17 protein-coding genes and 1 pseudogene are annotated in these 14,095 nt (G+C 58.8%); 11 read left to right on the plus strand and 7 right to left on the minus strand.

Features of this window, described 5'->3' with window-relative positions:
• Positions 1 to 309: 309 nt before the first annotated feature.
• Positions 310 to 621 (minus strand): annotated as a pseudogene (locus ACPRTJ_RS23540) (integrase).
• A gap of 225 nt (positions 622 to 846) precedes the next feature.
• Here ACPRTJ_RS23540 and ACPRTJ_RS23545 point away from each other — a divergent pair.
• The 4 genes from ACPRTJ_RS23545 to umuC all read left to right on the plus strand — a co-directional run bounded on the left by ACPRTJ_RS23545 (position 847) and on the right by umuC (position 3,446).
• Positions 847 to 1,017, plus strand: a complete 171-nt coding sequence (locus ACPRTJ_RS23545) for a hypothetical protein (RefSeq protein WP_167400192.1) — start codon at positions 847 to 849, stop codon at positions 1,015 to 1,017.
• A gap of 154 nt (positions 1,018 to 1,171) precedes the next feature.
• Positions 1,172 to 1,585: an Imm50 family immunity protein gene (locus tag ACPRTJ_RS23550; RefSeq protein ID WP_123752660.1), complete on the plus strand. Its 414-nt coding sequence runs from the start codon at positions 1,172 to 1,174 to the stop codon at positions 1,583 to 1,585.
• 168 nt (positions 1,586 to 1,753) lie between these two features.
• The gene (locus ACPRTJ_RS23555; protein ID WP_426427366.1) at positions 1,754 to 2,179 is read left to right on the plus strand and encodes a LexA family protein; all 426 of its coding nucleotides are present in this window, start codon (positions 1,754 to 1,756) and stop codon (positions 2,177 to 2,179) included.
• Positions 2,172 to 3,446 carry a translesion error-prone DNA polymerase V subunit UmuC gene (gene umuC, locus ACPRTJ_RS23560; RefSeq protein ID WP_426427367.1) on the plus strand — a complete coding sequence of 425 codons (1,275 nt, stop codon included), beginning with the start codon at positions 2,172 to 2,174 and terminating at the stop codon, positions 3,444 to 3,446. Before ACPRTJ_RS23555 ends, umuC begins: the two co-directional genes overlap by 8 nt.
• Before the next feature lie 230 nt (positions 3,447 to 3,676).
• Here umuC and ACPRTJ_RS23565 read toward each other — a convergent pair whose 3' ends face one another.
• From ACPRTJ_RS23565 to ACPRTJ_RS23575, 3 genes are all read right to left on the minus strand, one after another.
• Positions 3,677 to 4,192 carry a hypothetical protein gene (locus tag ACPRTJ_RS23565; RefSeq protein WP_426427368.1) on the minus strand — a complete coding sequence of 172 codons (516 nt, stop codon included), beginning with the start codon at positions 4,190 to 4,192 and terminating at the stop codon, positions 3,677 to 3,679.
• Entirely contained in the window at positions 4,189 to 5,472 is a 1,284-nt protein-coding gene (locus ACPRTJ_RS23570) for an AAA family ATPase (RefSeq protein WP_426427369.1), read from the minus strand. Before ACPRTJ_RS23570 ends, ACPRTJ_RS23565 begins: the two co-directional genes overlap by 4 nt.
• 624 nt (positions 5,473 to 6,096) lie before the next feature.
• On the minus strand, positions 6,097 to 6,540 hold the full coding sequence (locus tag ACPRTJ_RS23575; protein ID WP_116054070.1) for a hypothetical protein: 444 nt from the start codon (positions 6,538 to 6,540) through the stop codon (positions 6,097 to 6,099).
• A 365-nt stretch (positions 6,541 to 6,905) separates the two neighbouring features.
• Here ACPRTJ_RS23575 and ACPRTJ_RS23580 point away from each other — a divergent pair, with 365 nt between their 5' ends.
• Positions 6,906 to 7,964: a linear amide C-N hydrolase gene (locus tag ACPRTJ_RS23580; RefSeq protein WP_043861477.1), complete on the plus strand. Its 1,059-nt coding sequence runs from the start codon at positions 6,906 to 6,908 to the stop codon at positions 7,962 to 7,964.
• 263 nt (positions 7,965 to 8,227) lie between these two features.
• Here ACPRTJ_RS23580 and ACPRTJ_RS23585 read toward each other — a convergent pair whose 3' ends face one another.
• A complete protein-coding gene (locus ACPRTJ_RS23585; RefSeq protein ID WP_426427370.1) occupies positions 8,228 to 8,362 on the minus strand; it encodes a hypothetical protein in 135 nt (44 codons plus the stop codon).
• Positions 8,363 to 8,558: 196 nt separating this feature from the next.
• On the opposite strand from ACPRTJ_RS23585, the gene ACPRTJ_RS23590 reads away from it, so the two are divergent.
• From ACPRTJ_RS23590 to ACPRTJ_RS23600, 3 genes are all read left to right on the plus strand, one after another.
• The gene (locus ACPRTJ_RS23590) at positions 8,559 to 9,074 is read left to right on the plus strand and encodes a DUF4142 domain-containing protein (protein ID WP_058540517.1); all 516 of its coding nucleotides are present in this window, start codon (positions 8,559 to 8,561) and stop codon (positions 9,072 to 9,074) included.
• An 82-nt stretch (positions 9,075 to 9,156) separates the two neighbouring features.
• Positions 9,157 to 9,351, plus strand: a complete 195-nt coding sequence (locus tag ACPRTJ_RS23595) for a hypothetical protein (RefSeq protein ID WP_426427371.1) — start codon at positions 9,157 to 9,159, stop codon at positions 9,349 to 9,351.
• Positions 9,352 to 9,391: 40 nt separating this feature from the next.
• A complete protein-coding gene (locus ACPRTJ_RS23600; protein WP_167400191.1) occupies positions 9,392 to 9,565 on the plus strand; it encodes a hypothetical protein in 174 nt (57 codons plus the stop codon).
• 47 nt (positions 9,566 to 9,612) lie between these two features.
• Here ACPRTJ_RS23600 and ACPRTJ_RS23605 read toward each other — a convergent pair whose 3' ends face one another.
• Positions 9,613 to 10,215, minus strand: coding sequence for a helix-turn-helix domain-containing protein (locus ACPRTJ_RS23605; RefSeq protein WP_426427372.1), 603 nt, complete (start codon positions 10,213 to 10,215; stop codon positions 9,613 to 9,615).
• Positions 10,216 to 10,260: 45 nt separating this feature from the next.
• On the minus strand, positions 10,261 to 12,213 hold the full coding sequence (locus ACPRTJ_RS23610; protein ID WP_043861480.1) for an FAD-dependent oxidoreductase: 1,953 nt from the start codon (positions 12,211 to 12,213) through the stop codon (positions 10,261 to 10,263).
• Positions 12,214 to 12,405: 192 nt separating this feature from the next.
• Between ACPRTJ_RS23610 and ACPRTJ_RS23615 the strand changes: the two genes are divergently transcribed.
• From ACPRTJ_RS23615 to ACPRTJ_RS23625, 3 genes are all read left to right on the plus strand, one after another.
• Positions 12,406 to 13,449: an ABC transporter substrate-binding protein gene (locus tag ACPRTJ_RS23615; protein ID WP_426427373.1), complete on the plus strand. Its 1,044-nt coding sequence runs from the start codon at positions 12,406 to 12,408 to the stop codon at positions 13,447 to 13,449.
• A gap of 121 nt (positions 13,450 to 13,570) precedes the next feature.
• Positions 13,571 to 13,744, plus strand: coding sequence for a hypothetical protein (locus ACPRTJ_RS23620; protein WP_167400190.1), 174 nt, complete (start codon positions 13,571 to 13,573; stop codon positions 13,742 to 13,744).
• Positions 13,745 to 13,848: 104 nt separating this feature from the next.
• Positions 13,849 to 14,028, plus strand: a complete 180-nt coding sequence (locus ACPRTJ_RS23625) for a hypothetical protein (RefSeq protein WP_080922870.1) — start codon at positions 13,849 to 13,851, stop codon at positions 14,026 to 14,028.
• The last annotated feature ends 67 nt before the right edge of the window (positions 14,029 to 14,095 follow it).

The following is a 14,095-nucleotide window of genomic DNA, read 5'->3' on the forward strand; positions in this document are numbered from 1 at the left end:
GGAGGACGCTCACAATGCCGCACGCCAAAGCTTGTGAAGCTGCAGCAACAATAGTTAATGAGAGTTGGGGTGGAATTGTCGGCAGGACGCCAGTGGCACGTTGAAGTGATACCAATTCTGATACCAATCACCGAGTTTTGATGGGGTGCAGGGGGGGATTTGGCCCAATAAAACCGACCTATAAGCACCCTTTGAGCCCCATGCAGGACGGCATGGTGATGTTAGCGGTAGAAATCAAGTGCTTATCCTGCGGGGTGTCCAGAGGTGTGTTTAGGTGCCGCCGACCTTTTGGGGCCGATTTTGGGCCCGTCAGATACGGGACGGCAGCTTCTCCAGCTCCTTCCAATCCGAGGAGGAGCTGATCCATTTTGCGTAGGTAGAGAGCAACATCTCGACGCTGTGGCCGAGTTGGTTCGCGATGAACGCGGGGTTCATCCCAGCCATTAGGCACATGGTTGCGTAGGTGTGGCGCGTGTCGTACTGCCGACGTTCACGGATGCCCAGCGCCTTGGGCGCGAGCTTGAAGTGCCTGATTGTAACACCTGCCTGCCTGATCTACATCCCGCCTTTACCCGGCTGGAAGACAAAAGGACTGGTGGGAGTGGCTGATTTCGATGCCATTTTGCGCAAACCCGGTACCACGGCCTGTTGCTCCCCAGCGTGCTCATCCCCGGGTTTCTTCCTTTTTGCCCGCATGCTTGTCTGCGGGCCGCTACTGCCGTCGTCCTTGCGCGCCGCCACAGCGGCCCGGCCAGATCTTCGTTTGCCACGGCAACAGCTCTCCAGGCCCGCGCCTTTCGGCGGCCTGATGTGTTATAAAAAAGTATGTCAAACAGGAGGTTAGATATGGCCAACAAAGCCAAACCGTTCTACTACGCTGCGGCGCCATTGATTGCGATCGGCGCTGCGTTCGCCGCAGTCGGCGCCTCTGGGCAAGCTGCTTTTGGCTACACCGCGGTCGGCTTTCTGGTGCCTGGTGTAGTGCTGCTCATTACCGGATATCGCCAGCGGGCTTGACGTGTGCGGTGGGGTCAAGCTGCAGGCCATTCATGGTGATCCCCAGCGACTTTTCGCGCTTGCCGGCCTTGTGACCTAACAGGGGCTTTTCATCTGTTTGGGGCCCACGTTGTATATCGGGTGGAATGCAACAAGTTCTCAGGGAAAGACTCTTATGCAAAGCCCCGTCGGTGTTGAAAACACAGAGAAGTTAATCGAAGCACTGGGCTACTGGCCCAGTTTTCATGATGCAGAAATCATAGAGATATCTGCCATCAGGGCTATGGCAGGGGAGCCGGCTGCCACGTCTGCAAGGCTACGCGTCAGTATTTGCGAGTACAAAGAAATTGGCGCAGGAACCGCAACCTACGAGATGGTGTGCTCGAAAAACCTCTTGATTGATTTCCTGTTCTATGATTTGCATTATCTTTGCTTTGAGGATTTCAACCATCAGAATGTGGTTGACGCTATCGCGTTCAATCTATTGGAGAACCAGTTAATCGAAGTCACTGTAGCCTCCATATTCGGAATAGGTGGTGTTATCAGGTGCGCGCGGGTCGAGGTAGGTGATGTTACCAGCCAGCTGTGAGTTCTATGTGATTTGCAGCCAAAGCCTCAGCCTTTAGCGGCGCATGCACCACGGCATCCAGCATGCTGTCCGATCCCGCCTATCAGAAATCCCCTACAGAGAAATTGACCGCAAGGCTCGCAGAACGTCAACTGTACATTCGCACAGTATTTTCGAAAGTCGTGCGTCATGAGCTATTCAATCATAGGCCCAATCACTGAGGGTGGCCTGAAGCTGCCCCTGTGCCTGTTCCATGTACCGGCCGGGTTTCCGTCGCCAGCGGCCGATCACATCGAGGCGCACATCTCCCTGGACGAGGTGCTCAATATCCGGGCGCCCCACGTCTACCTGGTCTCCATCACTGGCGAGAGCATGCAGGGCGCCGGCATCTTCGACGGTGATCTCGCCGTGGTCGATCGCTCGCTCGAACCGGTGCACGGACACATTGTCGTGGCCCTGCTGAACAATGACCCGGTGTGCAAGCGCCTGTGCATTCGCGGCAAGGACGTGATCCTGCTGTCCGAGAACCCCAAATACCCACCGCGTTACGTGCTGGAAGGGGACGAGCTGTCGATCTGGGGCGTGATCATCGGCAGCGTGCGCAGCCATGTCTAACGCACCGGTGTTCGCCCTGGTCGATTGCAACTCGTTCTACGCATCGTGTGAGCGCGTGTTCCGCCCGGACCTGGCCAAGATCCCCATCGTCGTGCTGAGCAACAACGATGGCTGCGTCATTGCGCGCAGCTACGATGCCAAGCCGTTCGTGAAGATGGGCGAGCCGTATTTCCAGATCAAGCACAAGCTCAAGCAGCACGGCATCGTGGCGTTCTCGTCCAACTACGCGCTGTATGGCGACATGAGCGAGCGGGTCATGACGCTGATTGAGTCAATGGTGCCGGCGGTCGAGGTGTACAGCATCGACGAAGCCTTCGCCGATCTGACGGGCATGGCTGACCTGGACCAGCTCGGCCGGCGCATCCGCGCCCAGGTGCTGCGCTGCACCGGCATACCGGTCGGCGTCGGCATCGCCGGCACCAAGACTCTGGCCAAGCTGGCCAACCACACAGCCAAGCGCCTGCAGGTGCAGACCGGTGGCGTGGTCAACATCTGCGACCCTTTCAAGCGCGACTGGGTGCTCAGGAATACGGCCGTAAGCGAGGTATGGGGCGTCGGCCGGCGGATGAATGCTCATTTCGAAGAGATGGGTATCAAGACCGCGATGGATCTGGCCAAGGCCGACCCGTGGATGTTGCGCAAGAAGTTCAGTGTGGTGGTCGAGAAGACTGCACGTGAGCTGGCCGGGACGCCTTGCCTGGAGCTGGATGAGCCAAATTCCCCGAAGCAGGAGATCTGCTGCAGCCGGATGTTCGGCAAGCGCCTGCAGGAGCTGCCGCCAATCAAGGAAGCGGTGGCCACCTACATGATGCGTGCCTCGGAGAAGCTGCGCGCCCAGGGCTCGGTGTGCAAGAAGGTGCGCGTGAGCATCCGCACCGGCATGTTCAATCCCGACGAAGCCAAGTACGCCAACGGTGTGATCATTGATCTGCCGTACCCAACGGATGATGTGCGCGTGCTGACGAAGGCAGCGGTCGGCGCACTCGAGCGCGTGTTTCGGCCTGGCTTTAAGTACAGTAAAGCTGAGGTATTGCTGATGGGGCTATGTCAGCGGGGCGAATATACCGATGATCTCTTCGCTGCTGCCCAGCCGGCTGAGGCTACCCGGGTAATGACAGTGTTGGATGAAATCAATAGTCGATGGGGGAGGGGGACATTGCGTGCAGCTAGCGTTCCAACTGACCCCAGCTGGGGCATGCGGCGAGAAATGATGAGTCGGAGCTTTACGACTCGCCTCGATCAGTTGTGGCGAGTTGACTGTAATTAGCCTGACCTGGGTGTGATTTGCGCTGGGGCAAAAATGGGGCAAATCATATGCCATTCTATGCCTTCCAATGCCCCCTCAGTCATCATCTGCACTTGTTCGAAATAGGCGCCAAAGCTCGTGTACTGGGCTTTGGCGCCTTTTTAGCTTAATACTCCAGCACAATCGGGGTATTATCAGAATCGCTGACGCAGATTACTGAGTGTGCTGAGAATGTGTTGGATGTGGAATTACTATCCACCTCGTCGTCGCCGGGGGATCATCACTGGTTGTGCGGGCTCATGCGCTTTGAGACCTCGATCTCCGGTCAAGATCTCAACCGAGAATCCTGCTTTGGCATAGAAATCTGCAACATCTTTGATGGTAGTGTCGCCGATTGATAATTTCTGTGCTGCTAATTCCGGCCAAGAGTCGGCAAGAATATTGAGGCTGGTTGCATTCCAAAGCTCTGTTTGCTCAGTGAATGCCGCCCATGGTGAAGCTGCGTTCGCAGCCTCTCGCAGATGCGCGGCCAATGCAGTTGCGCATTTATATCTATCGCTTCCAGCTTGGGATATATGGTTTCCCGTCTCAATTAAGGTGGCCAGAGGTAGAACCAAGGTGCTCTTTTTTTCAATCTCTGTGGTTAGTATTTTATCAATTCTTTCGAAGTGCCATCTATCATCTACCGGGCCAGCCTCAGCTTTCCCTGGGACACGTAGCCAGCAGCACAATACAGATGTATCGATTATAAGGACGCGCCGGCTCATTCAGCAATTCCTTCTGCTCGGGTGCACTGTTCGGTAGTCAAGCTTTTTTCAATAAGTCCTTGGCTGGACAGTCGTCCGATTGGGCCTTGAGCTAGAAGTTTTGGGAGCTGGGCAATATCCTCAAGTAAAGTTAATATGCTATTTCCAGTTTTCGGGTCTCGATTCGCTACGGTTATGAATGGGAGCATTTCATTTCCCATGGCGTCGAGCAAGGCGGGATTGTGAGTGGTTACGAGGATATCAACGCTGCGCTCAGTACCAACCTCTTTAAGCATGTCTAGAAGTAATCTAGCCCTAGATGGGTGCAGTCCATTGTCTACTTCTTCAATTACAAGTAAGCTGGATTTTGGTCGGGTTAACAATGCAGTAAGAATGGCGAGAAACCTCAAAGTCCCATCGGACATTCCACGGGCGTCAACGATGGGCGCTTCATCTTGGTCCCGCCAGCATTCCTCACAGTAAAGCATTGCGTCCGAGTTAAATCTCCCGACTGTTTCAGCATAGACACGCCGGATATCTCGTTCTGGAAGCTTGCTCGCATAAAGAGTAAGAACATCCTCTATTTCACGCTGCTTGTCTTGTGGTAGTGCGGCCAGAACGCCAGCAATGTTCTTCGCGTCAGACTCAAGCCTCTCAGATAGTGGAGAATATCCCCTCATGTGGGACGGAATAGGGTCCAAAATGAAAATCTCTCGTAACGATGAAATAACCGAGGTCACGCCGTCGTGTATTTCTTGTCTAAGCTTCTGGCCGACTAGCTGAAAAAGGATCGTGTTTGTGCGACTTAGTTGGCGAGGTGAGCCCTGTTTTTCATTGTAGAGTCTGGCGACGATTGTAGGAGAGTCCTCGGGGCAAACGTCGGTGCGAAACAGTTTGATAGTGCCTGCTCTGGATTTCCTTATTCCATCCTTGCCAGGCCGATATTTTATGCGCGTCAGTTGCTCTGCATAGACCTCGCATCGATTTTCTCTTGCGTTGCATTCTAAACGGTATTCATAGTCAGTCAGCTCATCTGCTTTGCAAGTCACCGAGAGAGCAAATAGAGTTCCAGGGCGCCTGGCTGCCCATTCAATACCACCCCGGAGTGCGGTCTGTGCACCGTCGCCCTGAAGCGCTGCGGTCAGCATTACACCGTAGGCGGAACGATTTAGAAGCAATAGAGCGTCAAGTGCGTTGGATTTTCCGCTTGCGTTTGTCCCCACTAGAACAGAGAGGGGGTCGATGAATAAAGTCGCTTTCTCGTAACTTTTCCAGTTTTCGAGCGACAGCTCAGTAATCATGGGTGCTTCCTGCCGGTGAGTTGGAGGTGGCGGAAATCATACTCGAAGCTGCTGTGGAGCGGCGAGGATGCTGCAGAGCCTCAACCGAGGGCGGGGCGTGAAGCACATCCGGGAGATCCAAATATCAGCAAGCACCGATAGCCGAATGGTAAAAAATTGGTACAAAAGGTAGCGCGATGTCATACATGCCACGAGAGCCGTGCGGTACAGGGTGAGTAGTCCCAATCCATCATCGGTCATGGCTGCGACGAGCCATGCACGGGATCCTGCATAAGCGATGTGGCCATAGGGGTAGCATTGCTAGTATGCCGAACCGGCATTAGGGACGCGCAAGCCTCACGGACCAGTTTTCGGTCCAAGAGGTGCGTTTCTGAGGGAGACCGCGGGGGATTTGGCCCAGCAAACACTACGCTTCAACCCCCGTCAACCCCCATGCCTTAGCGCATGGTGATGTTAGCGGTGGAGATCAAACGCTTATCCTGCGGAGTATGAAGAGGTGAGTGTAGGTGCCAGCCAATGACAGTCGACAGCTTGTGCAGCGCCCCAAATCCAAGGAGGAGCCGATCCATCCGTGCAGGTGGAGGCCATGTCTCGAACCACTTGCTCTGGCGTTCGCATGAACCATTAGCGACGAGCATTGCGCGATCGACCTTCAAATGCACGAATCAGATAGGCCTCAAGCGCTGAAGCCAAGTGGCTGTGCCGCGCCTCGAAGCCTATGGTGTGTATCGAGGTTATGGACTCCCAACCTGGGCGCAGCTTCAACCAGCCCGGGCCGCGCTCCTTGTCCAGGCGGTACACATGTGAGCTCAGCCGGCGTGATATCCCATGATCACAATACAATCCACCCCCTCGGCTGGCGCCCAGGCCGATGTACTCAAGATCGTCCCCGGCAAACAGCGCATAACAGCCGCCCAACTGATAGTTCGGTGCAGACCCCTTGAACTCCCGCCAGGCATGCCAGGCAGGCGGTTGAATGCCGAGCACGTCGGTGTTCCAGTGCATGCCAAAGAACGTTTCGGTTTCAGCCTCAAGCTGAGCCAGGGTGACTGGCTTTCGATCATTCATGCTCTTGATTCCTTTCAATCCGGTTGCGAGGCAAGCGTCGGCTTCCATCTTTGGCGTGCGGTCCCGGGCAGCAGTGTCGACGCTGGCGAAAACATGTGCAATCGCTGCGCTAGCCCGTGCAACCACAAAATGGAAAAACACCGAATCGACCCAAGTGGGGTAAGCCAAGGCTGCGGTACTTGTAAGCGAACGCTGTTTGTCCCCTCAAATCTTGATTTCTGATATGTCCGTGCTTTATTGGCTGATGTTTGTCGTCATTGACGATCAAACACTATTTGTCATTACCGAGCCAGGTGCTTGCACGTTCGCTTGAAGGCCTGGGCTCGCGCGTGTTGATAATCAGTTTGGTCAAGGAAATCAAAGGAATGAAACTTTCACCCGCAGCAAAAGGAATTGCACTGGCCCTGGTCGGTTTCTGTTCATCGATACCCGTGGTGCACGCGTGCACGCGGCTGGTTTTTCTTGGAGATAACCAACAGATCATAACGGCACGCTCAATGGACTGGGCGAAGGATGTGGAAACCAACCTGTGGGTGTTCCCCCAGGGCATGAAGCGCCACGGTGAGGCAGGCCCCAATTCGGTTACCTGGACGTCGAAGTACGGCAGTGTCATTGCGTCCGGCTACGATATTTCCACCACCGACGGCATCAACGAAGCCGGGTTGTCTGCAAACCTGCTGTGGCTGGTGGAATCAGAATATCCAGCACTCGAACAGGGCAAGCCAGGGCTCAGTATCTCGGCATGGGCTCAGTACGTATTGGATAACTTCAAGACCGTGGCTGAAGCGGTCGAGGCGCTCAAGGCCGAACCGTTTCATGTGGTGACATCCAAGGTTCCGAAGGAAACCCGCCTGGCAACGCTGCACCTTTCAATGTCCGATGCGTCGGGCGATAGCGCAATCGTTGAATATATCGATGGCAAGCAAGTCATTCACCACGACAGAAAATATCAAGTGATGACGAACTCGCCGAAGTTCGACGAGCAGTTGGAAATGTATGCTTACTGGCAAGGCATTGACGGAACACAGATGTTGCCTGGCACCAACCGCTCGCCTGATCGCTTTGCGCGTGCGTCCTTCTACGTAAATGCCGTGCCCAAGCATGAGGATGCGCGGCTGTCACTGGCCAGTGTGTTCAGTGTGATTCGCAACGTCTCGGTGCCGTACGGCATTACAACGCCAGATCAGCCCAATATCTCATCCACGCGCTGGCGCACCGTGGCGGACCATAAACACAAGCAGTATTTTTTCGAGTCCGCAGTCACGCCCAATACGTTCTGGGTTGACCTGAAGAAGCTGGACCTCAGCCAGAAAACCGGCAAGGTGAAGAAGCTGGACCTGGGGCCGAACCAGGCAAACGTGTATGCCGGCGAAGTGTCCGCCCGCTTCGAAGAGTCCGCACCGTTCAAATTCGAGGGGATTTGAATTGCACCAGCGACTTGATCCCTGACATTTACACTCAGGACGCAACAGCGCTCGCCTCGGCAATCATGAGGTCGAGCGCTTTTGTGTGCGTTGAACAAAAGGCGGCTCGGTCATCAGCCTGCCTGTGACAACCCAAATCCCAGACAAAGAAAAGCCCGCGATGGGGGGGAGCGGGCTTAAAGGTTTCTACTAGGAGCTGGGTCAACCATAAGCCTTCGAATGTGAAAGGCTTGTGAAAATTACGGGATTGGTCTGAATGATTGCTATTTCACCGTGCAGGTCCAGCGGTGATTGCGCCGGTAGGGCGCGCGCATGAAGGTGATGTCCGAGACGCGGGTCAGGCCGCGTTTGCGCAGGGCGTCGGTCAGTTGTACGAGTGTCTCTGCTTCGATAGTCATTGCTGTTACCTCGTCAGATTTACTGCGTTCATAGGTCTGGACCGGGCGGGTGTCGGGCTAATTCATTTTTTTTGCCCGTGTATCGACGACCGCAAACAGGCCAGGCAAAAAAGATGAACCACCCACGCCGCCACGCGCTCACATGAACAGCGGTACCTCAAACGCAGTTCCCGAAAAACAGAACGAGGATTTCATGATGAATACCCTGTTGCGAAGCAGCGCTTTTGCGCTGGCGTTTACCCTGGCAGGCGCGGTACACGCGGCCCAGGACGCCGACGATTTCGTGGAAGACGCCTCGGCCAAAGGCATCGCCGAAGTGGAAGCCGGCAAGCTGGCCCAGGAGAAGGGCAGCGCCAGCGACGTGAAGGCCTTTGCCGACATGATGGTCAAGGACCACACCGCCGCCAACGAGAAGCTCAAGGCCATCGCTGCCAGCAAAAAGCTGGAAGTCTCGGATGATGCCATGCTGATGGACAAGGCCAAGGCGATGATTCTGGAGCTGCGTAGCGCCAAGTCGTTCGACCAGGCCTATGCCAACAACCAGGTCAAGGCGCACGAGGCCACCATCGAGCTGTTCGAGAACTATGTGAAGGACGGCACCGATGCCGAGCTCAAGGCGTTCGCCGAGAATACCCTGCCCACGCTGAAAGAGCATCTGACCAAGGCCAGGGCACTTGCCAGCGCACACGGCGGTGATGCAGCCCAACCCTGAGTCAATGCCCGCTGGCCAGTGCGCAGGCGCTGGCCATTGGCAATGCAGTACGCACCGTTCCAGTCGTAGAGGAGAGGTGACGATGAACGACACGGACAAAAGGCAGGCGTTGCAGAACTGGCGACAGACGTTGGTCCACGAGCATGCGTCACTGGACGCCGAGCAGCGTTACGACAAGGCGTTGATGGCCGCCGATGCACTCGAGGTGGCGGGCATCATCAGCAGTCGCGAGTGGCGCGAGCTGGTGAAGGAAGCCAATGCCTTTATCTTCCACTGAGGGGCGTTGCCTGTGCCGGCAGTGCCTGGAGGTTAGCGTCATGAAACTGACCGCGTTGGCGTTGCTGGTCGCCAGCCTGTCGATGCTGCAAGGGTGCTTCAACGAGCCCGAGCATGTCGACAAGGATACCGATCGCAGCAAGTCTTCCCTGCAGATGCAAAAGCCCGACACGCCCCCTGCGGAGCCGGCGCCTCGGCAACCCCCCAACAACTAGCTTGAGCGAACGTGCGCCCCAGTCAGCCGAGGCTTGGGGCGCAGGGCTCAGAAGGTGGGCGGGGTGATCACCCAGATCACCACCGCATCCACTTCACCCGGGTTGCCGTACTTGTGCGGCTCCTGGCTGGAGAAGCTGAAGCTGTCGCCTTCACCGAGTTCGAAATGGCGATCCCCCACCCACAGCTCGAAGCGGCCGGACAGCACGTACCCGGCTTCTTCGCCCTCATGGCTGTAGCTCTGCAGGCTGTAGGTGCCTGGCGGAAAACGCGAGTGGAGCATCTCCAGTTCGCGGTTGGGTTGCGGGGTGAGCAACTGGTCGACGATGCCGTCTTCGTAATGCACGCTCAGTCGGCTCTGCCGGCGCACCACGTAGCCGCTGTCCTCGGGGGCGGTGACCGCCTCGCTGGCGAAGAACCACTGGATGGTCACGCCCAGGCTGCGGGCGATATTGAACAGTGCCGGTATCGAGGGGTACGACAGGTTGCGTTCCAGCTGGCTGATATAGCCGGCGGTCAGCTCGCTCTGTTGCGCAAGCTCGGTCAGGGTCATGCCGCGACGCTTGCGAAGCCCGCGAATGCGCGTGCCCAGAAAGTGCGGCGCGGCGCTGCCGTCCTCGGCGGTGGGCGGCAGCTTGCTGTTGTTGCTCATGGCGTTATCCGATCAGCCCTGCAAAGGCCCGGAGTATAAACAGCCTCACAGGCTCGCGGCGACTTTAAGGCCCTCATAGATGGCTTCCTCGGCGGTACGCGCCGCCAGGCAATCGCCAATGCGGTGTACTGCGGCCAGGTCCTGGATCTCGCCGGCCAGGGTGTCGACCGGGTGATGGCCGTGGCACAGCACCAGGGTGTCGATGCCCTCGAAGATCATCGCCTCGCCGCTGGCGGTGTGCTGCAGGTAGACGCTGCTGTCGTCGCAGCCATACAGCCGCGCATAGGGCGTGATCGGGATGCCCAGCTTGTGCAGCTCGCCGGCCATCTGGTCACGCACATACAACGGCAGGCTCTCGCCGCAGTGGGTACCGTTGACCGCCAGTTGTACCTGATGCCCGGCGCGGGTCAGGCGTTCGGCGATGCCCGGCCCGATCCAGTCGCAGCGCCAGTCCATCACCATCACCGAGCGACCGACCTGTACCTGCTCGCGCAGCACCTGCCAGGCGTCGACCACCTGCAACTCGCCGCCGCGCTCGAACGCCGGCCAGTAGGGCGCGGCACCGGTGGCGACGATCACGGCATCCGGCTGCTCGCGCGCGACCAGCGCGCGGTCGACCCGGGTATTGCGCACCACCTCCACGCCGGCCAACTGCATCTCGCGTTGCAGGTTGGTGCTGGCACCGCCGAATTCGCTGCGCCGTGGCAGCAGTTGCGCCAGCAGCACCTGGCCACCCAGTTGGGCGGCCGCCTCATACAGGGTGACCTGATGACCACGGGCCGCCGCTACCGCGGCAGCCTTCATGCCGGCCGGGCCGCCGCCCACCACCATCACCTTCTTGCGCAGTGTGGCAGGCTGCAGTTGGCCGAACTGCCGCTCGCGCCCGGTCTCCGGATGCTGGATGCACGAAATCGGCAGGCCCTTGTGGAAGTGCCCGATACAGGCCTGGTTGCAGGCGATGCAGGCACGCACGTCTTCGGCCCGGCCGCTGTCGGTCTTGTTCGGCATCTGCGGGTCGCAGATCAGCGCGCGGGTCATGCCACACACGTCGGCCTGGCCGCGGGCAAGTATCAGCTCGGCCTCCTGGGGCTGGTTGATGCGCCCGGTAACGAACAGCGGAATGTCCAGGCTGGCCTTGAAGGTGCCCGCCTCGCGGGCCAGATAGGCGGCCTCGATGGCCATCGGCGGCACGATATGCACCGCGCCGCCCAGGGACGCCGAGGTGCCGGCCACAATATGCACATAGTCCAGTTGCCCTTGCAGGGCCTTCACCGCGCCGAGCGATTCATCTTCGCTCAGGCCCTCGGCGTCGCGTTCATCGGCGCTGATGCGCAGGCCGATGATGAAGTGTTCGTCGGTGCTGGCACGCACCGCGGCGATGACCTCGCGCACAAAGCGCAAACGTTGTTCAAGGTCGCCGTTGTAGCCGTCGCTACGCCGGTTGACCCGAGGGTTGATGAACTGGGCGGGCAGGTACCCGTGGCTGGCCACCACCTCCACGCCGTCCACGCCCGCCTGATGCAGGCGCCGCGCCGCCGCGGCATAGCCGGCCACGATCTCGTCGATCATGCCTTGGTCAAGCTCGCGCGGCATCACCCGGAACCGTTCGTTGGGCACCGCCGAGGCCGAGTAGGCCACCGCCAGCAAGCCGTCGCTGGACTCCATGATCTCGCGGCCCGGGTGAAAGATCTGCGACAGCACCACGGTGCCGTGGGCATGGCAGGTCTCGGCCAGCCGGCGATACCCCTCGATGCAGGCGTCATCGGTGGCCATCAGCACGTGGGAGGTGTAGCGGGCGCTGTCGTGTACGCCGGCCACCTGTAGCACGATCAGCCCCACACCACCTTCGGCCCGGGCCTGGTGATAGGCGATCAGCTGTTCGTTGACCAGGTTGTCGGTGGGCATCGAGGTGTCGTGGCCGCTGGACATGATGCGGTTCTTGAGGCGCTTGCCACGGATCTGCAACGGGGTGAACAGGTGCGCGAAGGCGGTCGACATGGTGGTCAGGCTCCAGCGGGGGTGTTGTTATTATTTTTCTATGAAAGTGTACCGACAGTAAAAAATCAACTTGTTTTTTTACTTGGGTTTGATTAGCGTCGAGTCACCCCAGTGCAGGGGCTTACCTCACAAAAACAAGAAAGTGGACCACGCCGGCGCCAGGCCGAGTGGTACCCGCAGGAGGATCCATCGATGAAAGCGTTCCCGCGTAAACCAGGCCTGTATGCAGTGCTGCTTGCCCTGGGCCTGGGCAGTGCCCAGGCAGCTCCGCAGATGGTCGTGGTGGGTTATGGCGGTGCCGGGCAGAAGGCCCAGGACGTGGCGTTCTTCCAGCCGTTCAGTGCCCAGGACAAGAGCAAGCTGATCCAGAGCGAGTACAACGGTGAAATGGCCCGCATCAAGGTCATGGTCGACACTGGCAATGTGGACTGGGATGTGGTGCAGATCGAAGGGCCTGACTTGATGCGCGGGTGCGACGAAGGCATGTACGAACCCCTCGACTGGAAGCAGCTGGGGCATGCCGACGAGCTGATCCCGGACGCTGCCCAGGCGTGCGGCTCGGCGGCGCTGGTGTGGAGCGTGGCGATCGCCTATGACCGCGACAAACTGGCCCAGGCGCCCACCTCCTGGGCCGACTTCTGGGACGTGAACAAATACCCGGGCAAGCGCGGCCTGAGGAAGCGTGCGGTGTACAACCTGGAGTTCGCACTGCTGGCCGACGGCGTCAAGGTCGAGGAGGTCTACAAGGTACTGGCCACCCCCGAGGGCGTGGACCGCGCCTTTGCCAAGCTGAGCGAGCTCAAGCCCAACATCCAGTGGTGGGAGGCAGGCGCGCAGCCGGCGCAGTGGCTGACGGCGGGTGACGTGGTGATGACCTCCACCTACAGCGGGCGCATCGCCAGCGCCGCGCAGGCCGGTGCGCCGTTGGCGGTGGTATGGCCCGGCAGCCTGTACGGCATGGACTACTGGGCCATCATCAAGGGCTCCAAACATGTCGACCAGGCCAAGCGGCTGATCGCCTACACCAACGACCCGGCAGCGCAGGTGCGCTATGTGCAGCAGATTCCCTACGGCCCGACCAACACCCAGGCCGCGGCAAAGCTGGACCCGTCGCTGGCCAGCTGGGTGCCGACCTCGCCGCAGAACCTTCAAGGGGCGCTGTCGATGAATGTCGAGTTCTGGGTCGATCATGGTGACGAACTGGAGGAGCGGTTCAACGCCTGGGCTACCAAGTAGCCGTTGCAGCCCGTCTCCTGCGCCGTTCTGCAGGAGCGGGCTCAGCTGTGAAGGGGCACGCGGCGCCCCTTCAAAGTCTGGTTAAATACGCGCTTACCAGAACCGCCGGCGAGCCCGTTCCATGCACGATGACGACGATATCCACGAACCCGAGCACGACCACCTGCTCGACCACGAATTTCACGATCAATACATTGCCCCCGAGCCAGAGGCGGGCGGTATGGATGAGGATGACGAGGACGATGATGCCTGGGGTCTGCTCGACGATGACGATGACCAGCCCGAAGACCCATAGCCCTGCCGGCTTCACCATTCGTCGCGTGTGCTGCACCCTGGCCCCGGCCTGACCTCCAACTGACAGGGCCCGGATGTTCCGGGCCTTTGCTGGCGAGGTGTTCCATGACTGACCAAGTGACTGCCCAAGCCCAAGACCCCACCCAACCGACGACGGCTCCCGAAGACGTCGATCCGCTGGCACGCCCACCGGTGTTCACGCCAGATCGTCCCGAGGACTGGAAAGACCCGGCCAGCGGTGATGGCGTGCCCGATGACGAAGACATGCCGCTGCCCAATGATTGAGCGCAGGGGCGTCTGCCAGGGGGCTGGGGGGATCGCTGGCAGACACCCGGATGCCTGGCCCCATTCG

The sequence above is a fragment of the Pseudomonas palmensis genome (genome assembly GCF_049942755.1).
GTDB classification, from domain to species: Bacteria; Pseudomonadota; Gammaproteobacteria; order Pseudomonadales; family Pseudomonadaceae; genus Aquipseudomonas; species Aquipseudomonas palmensis.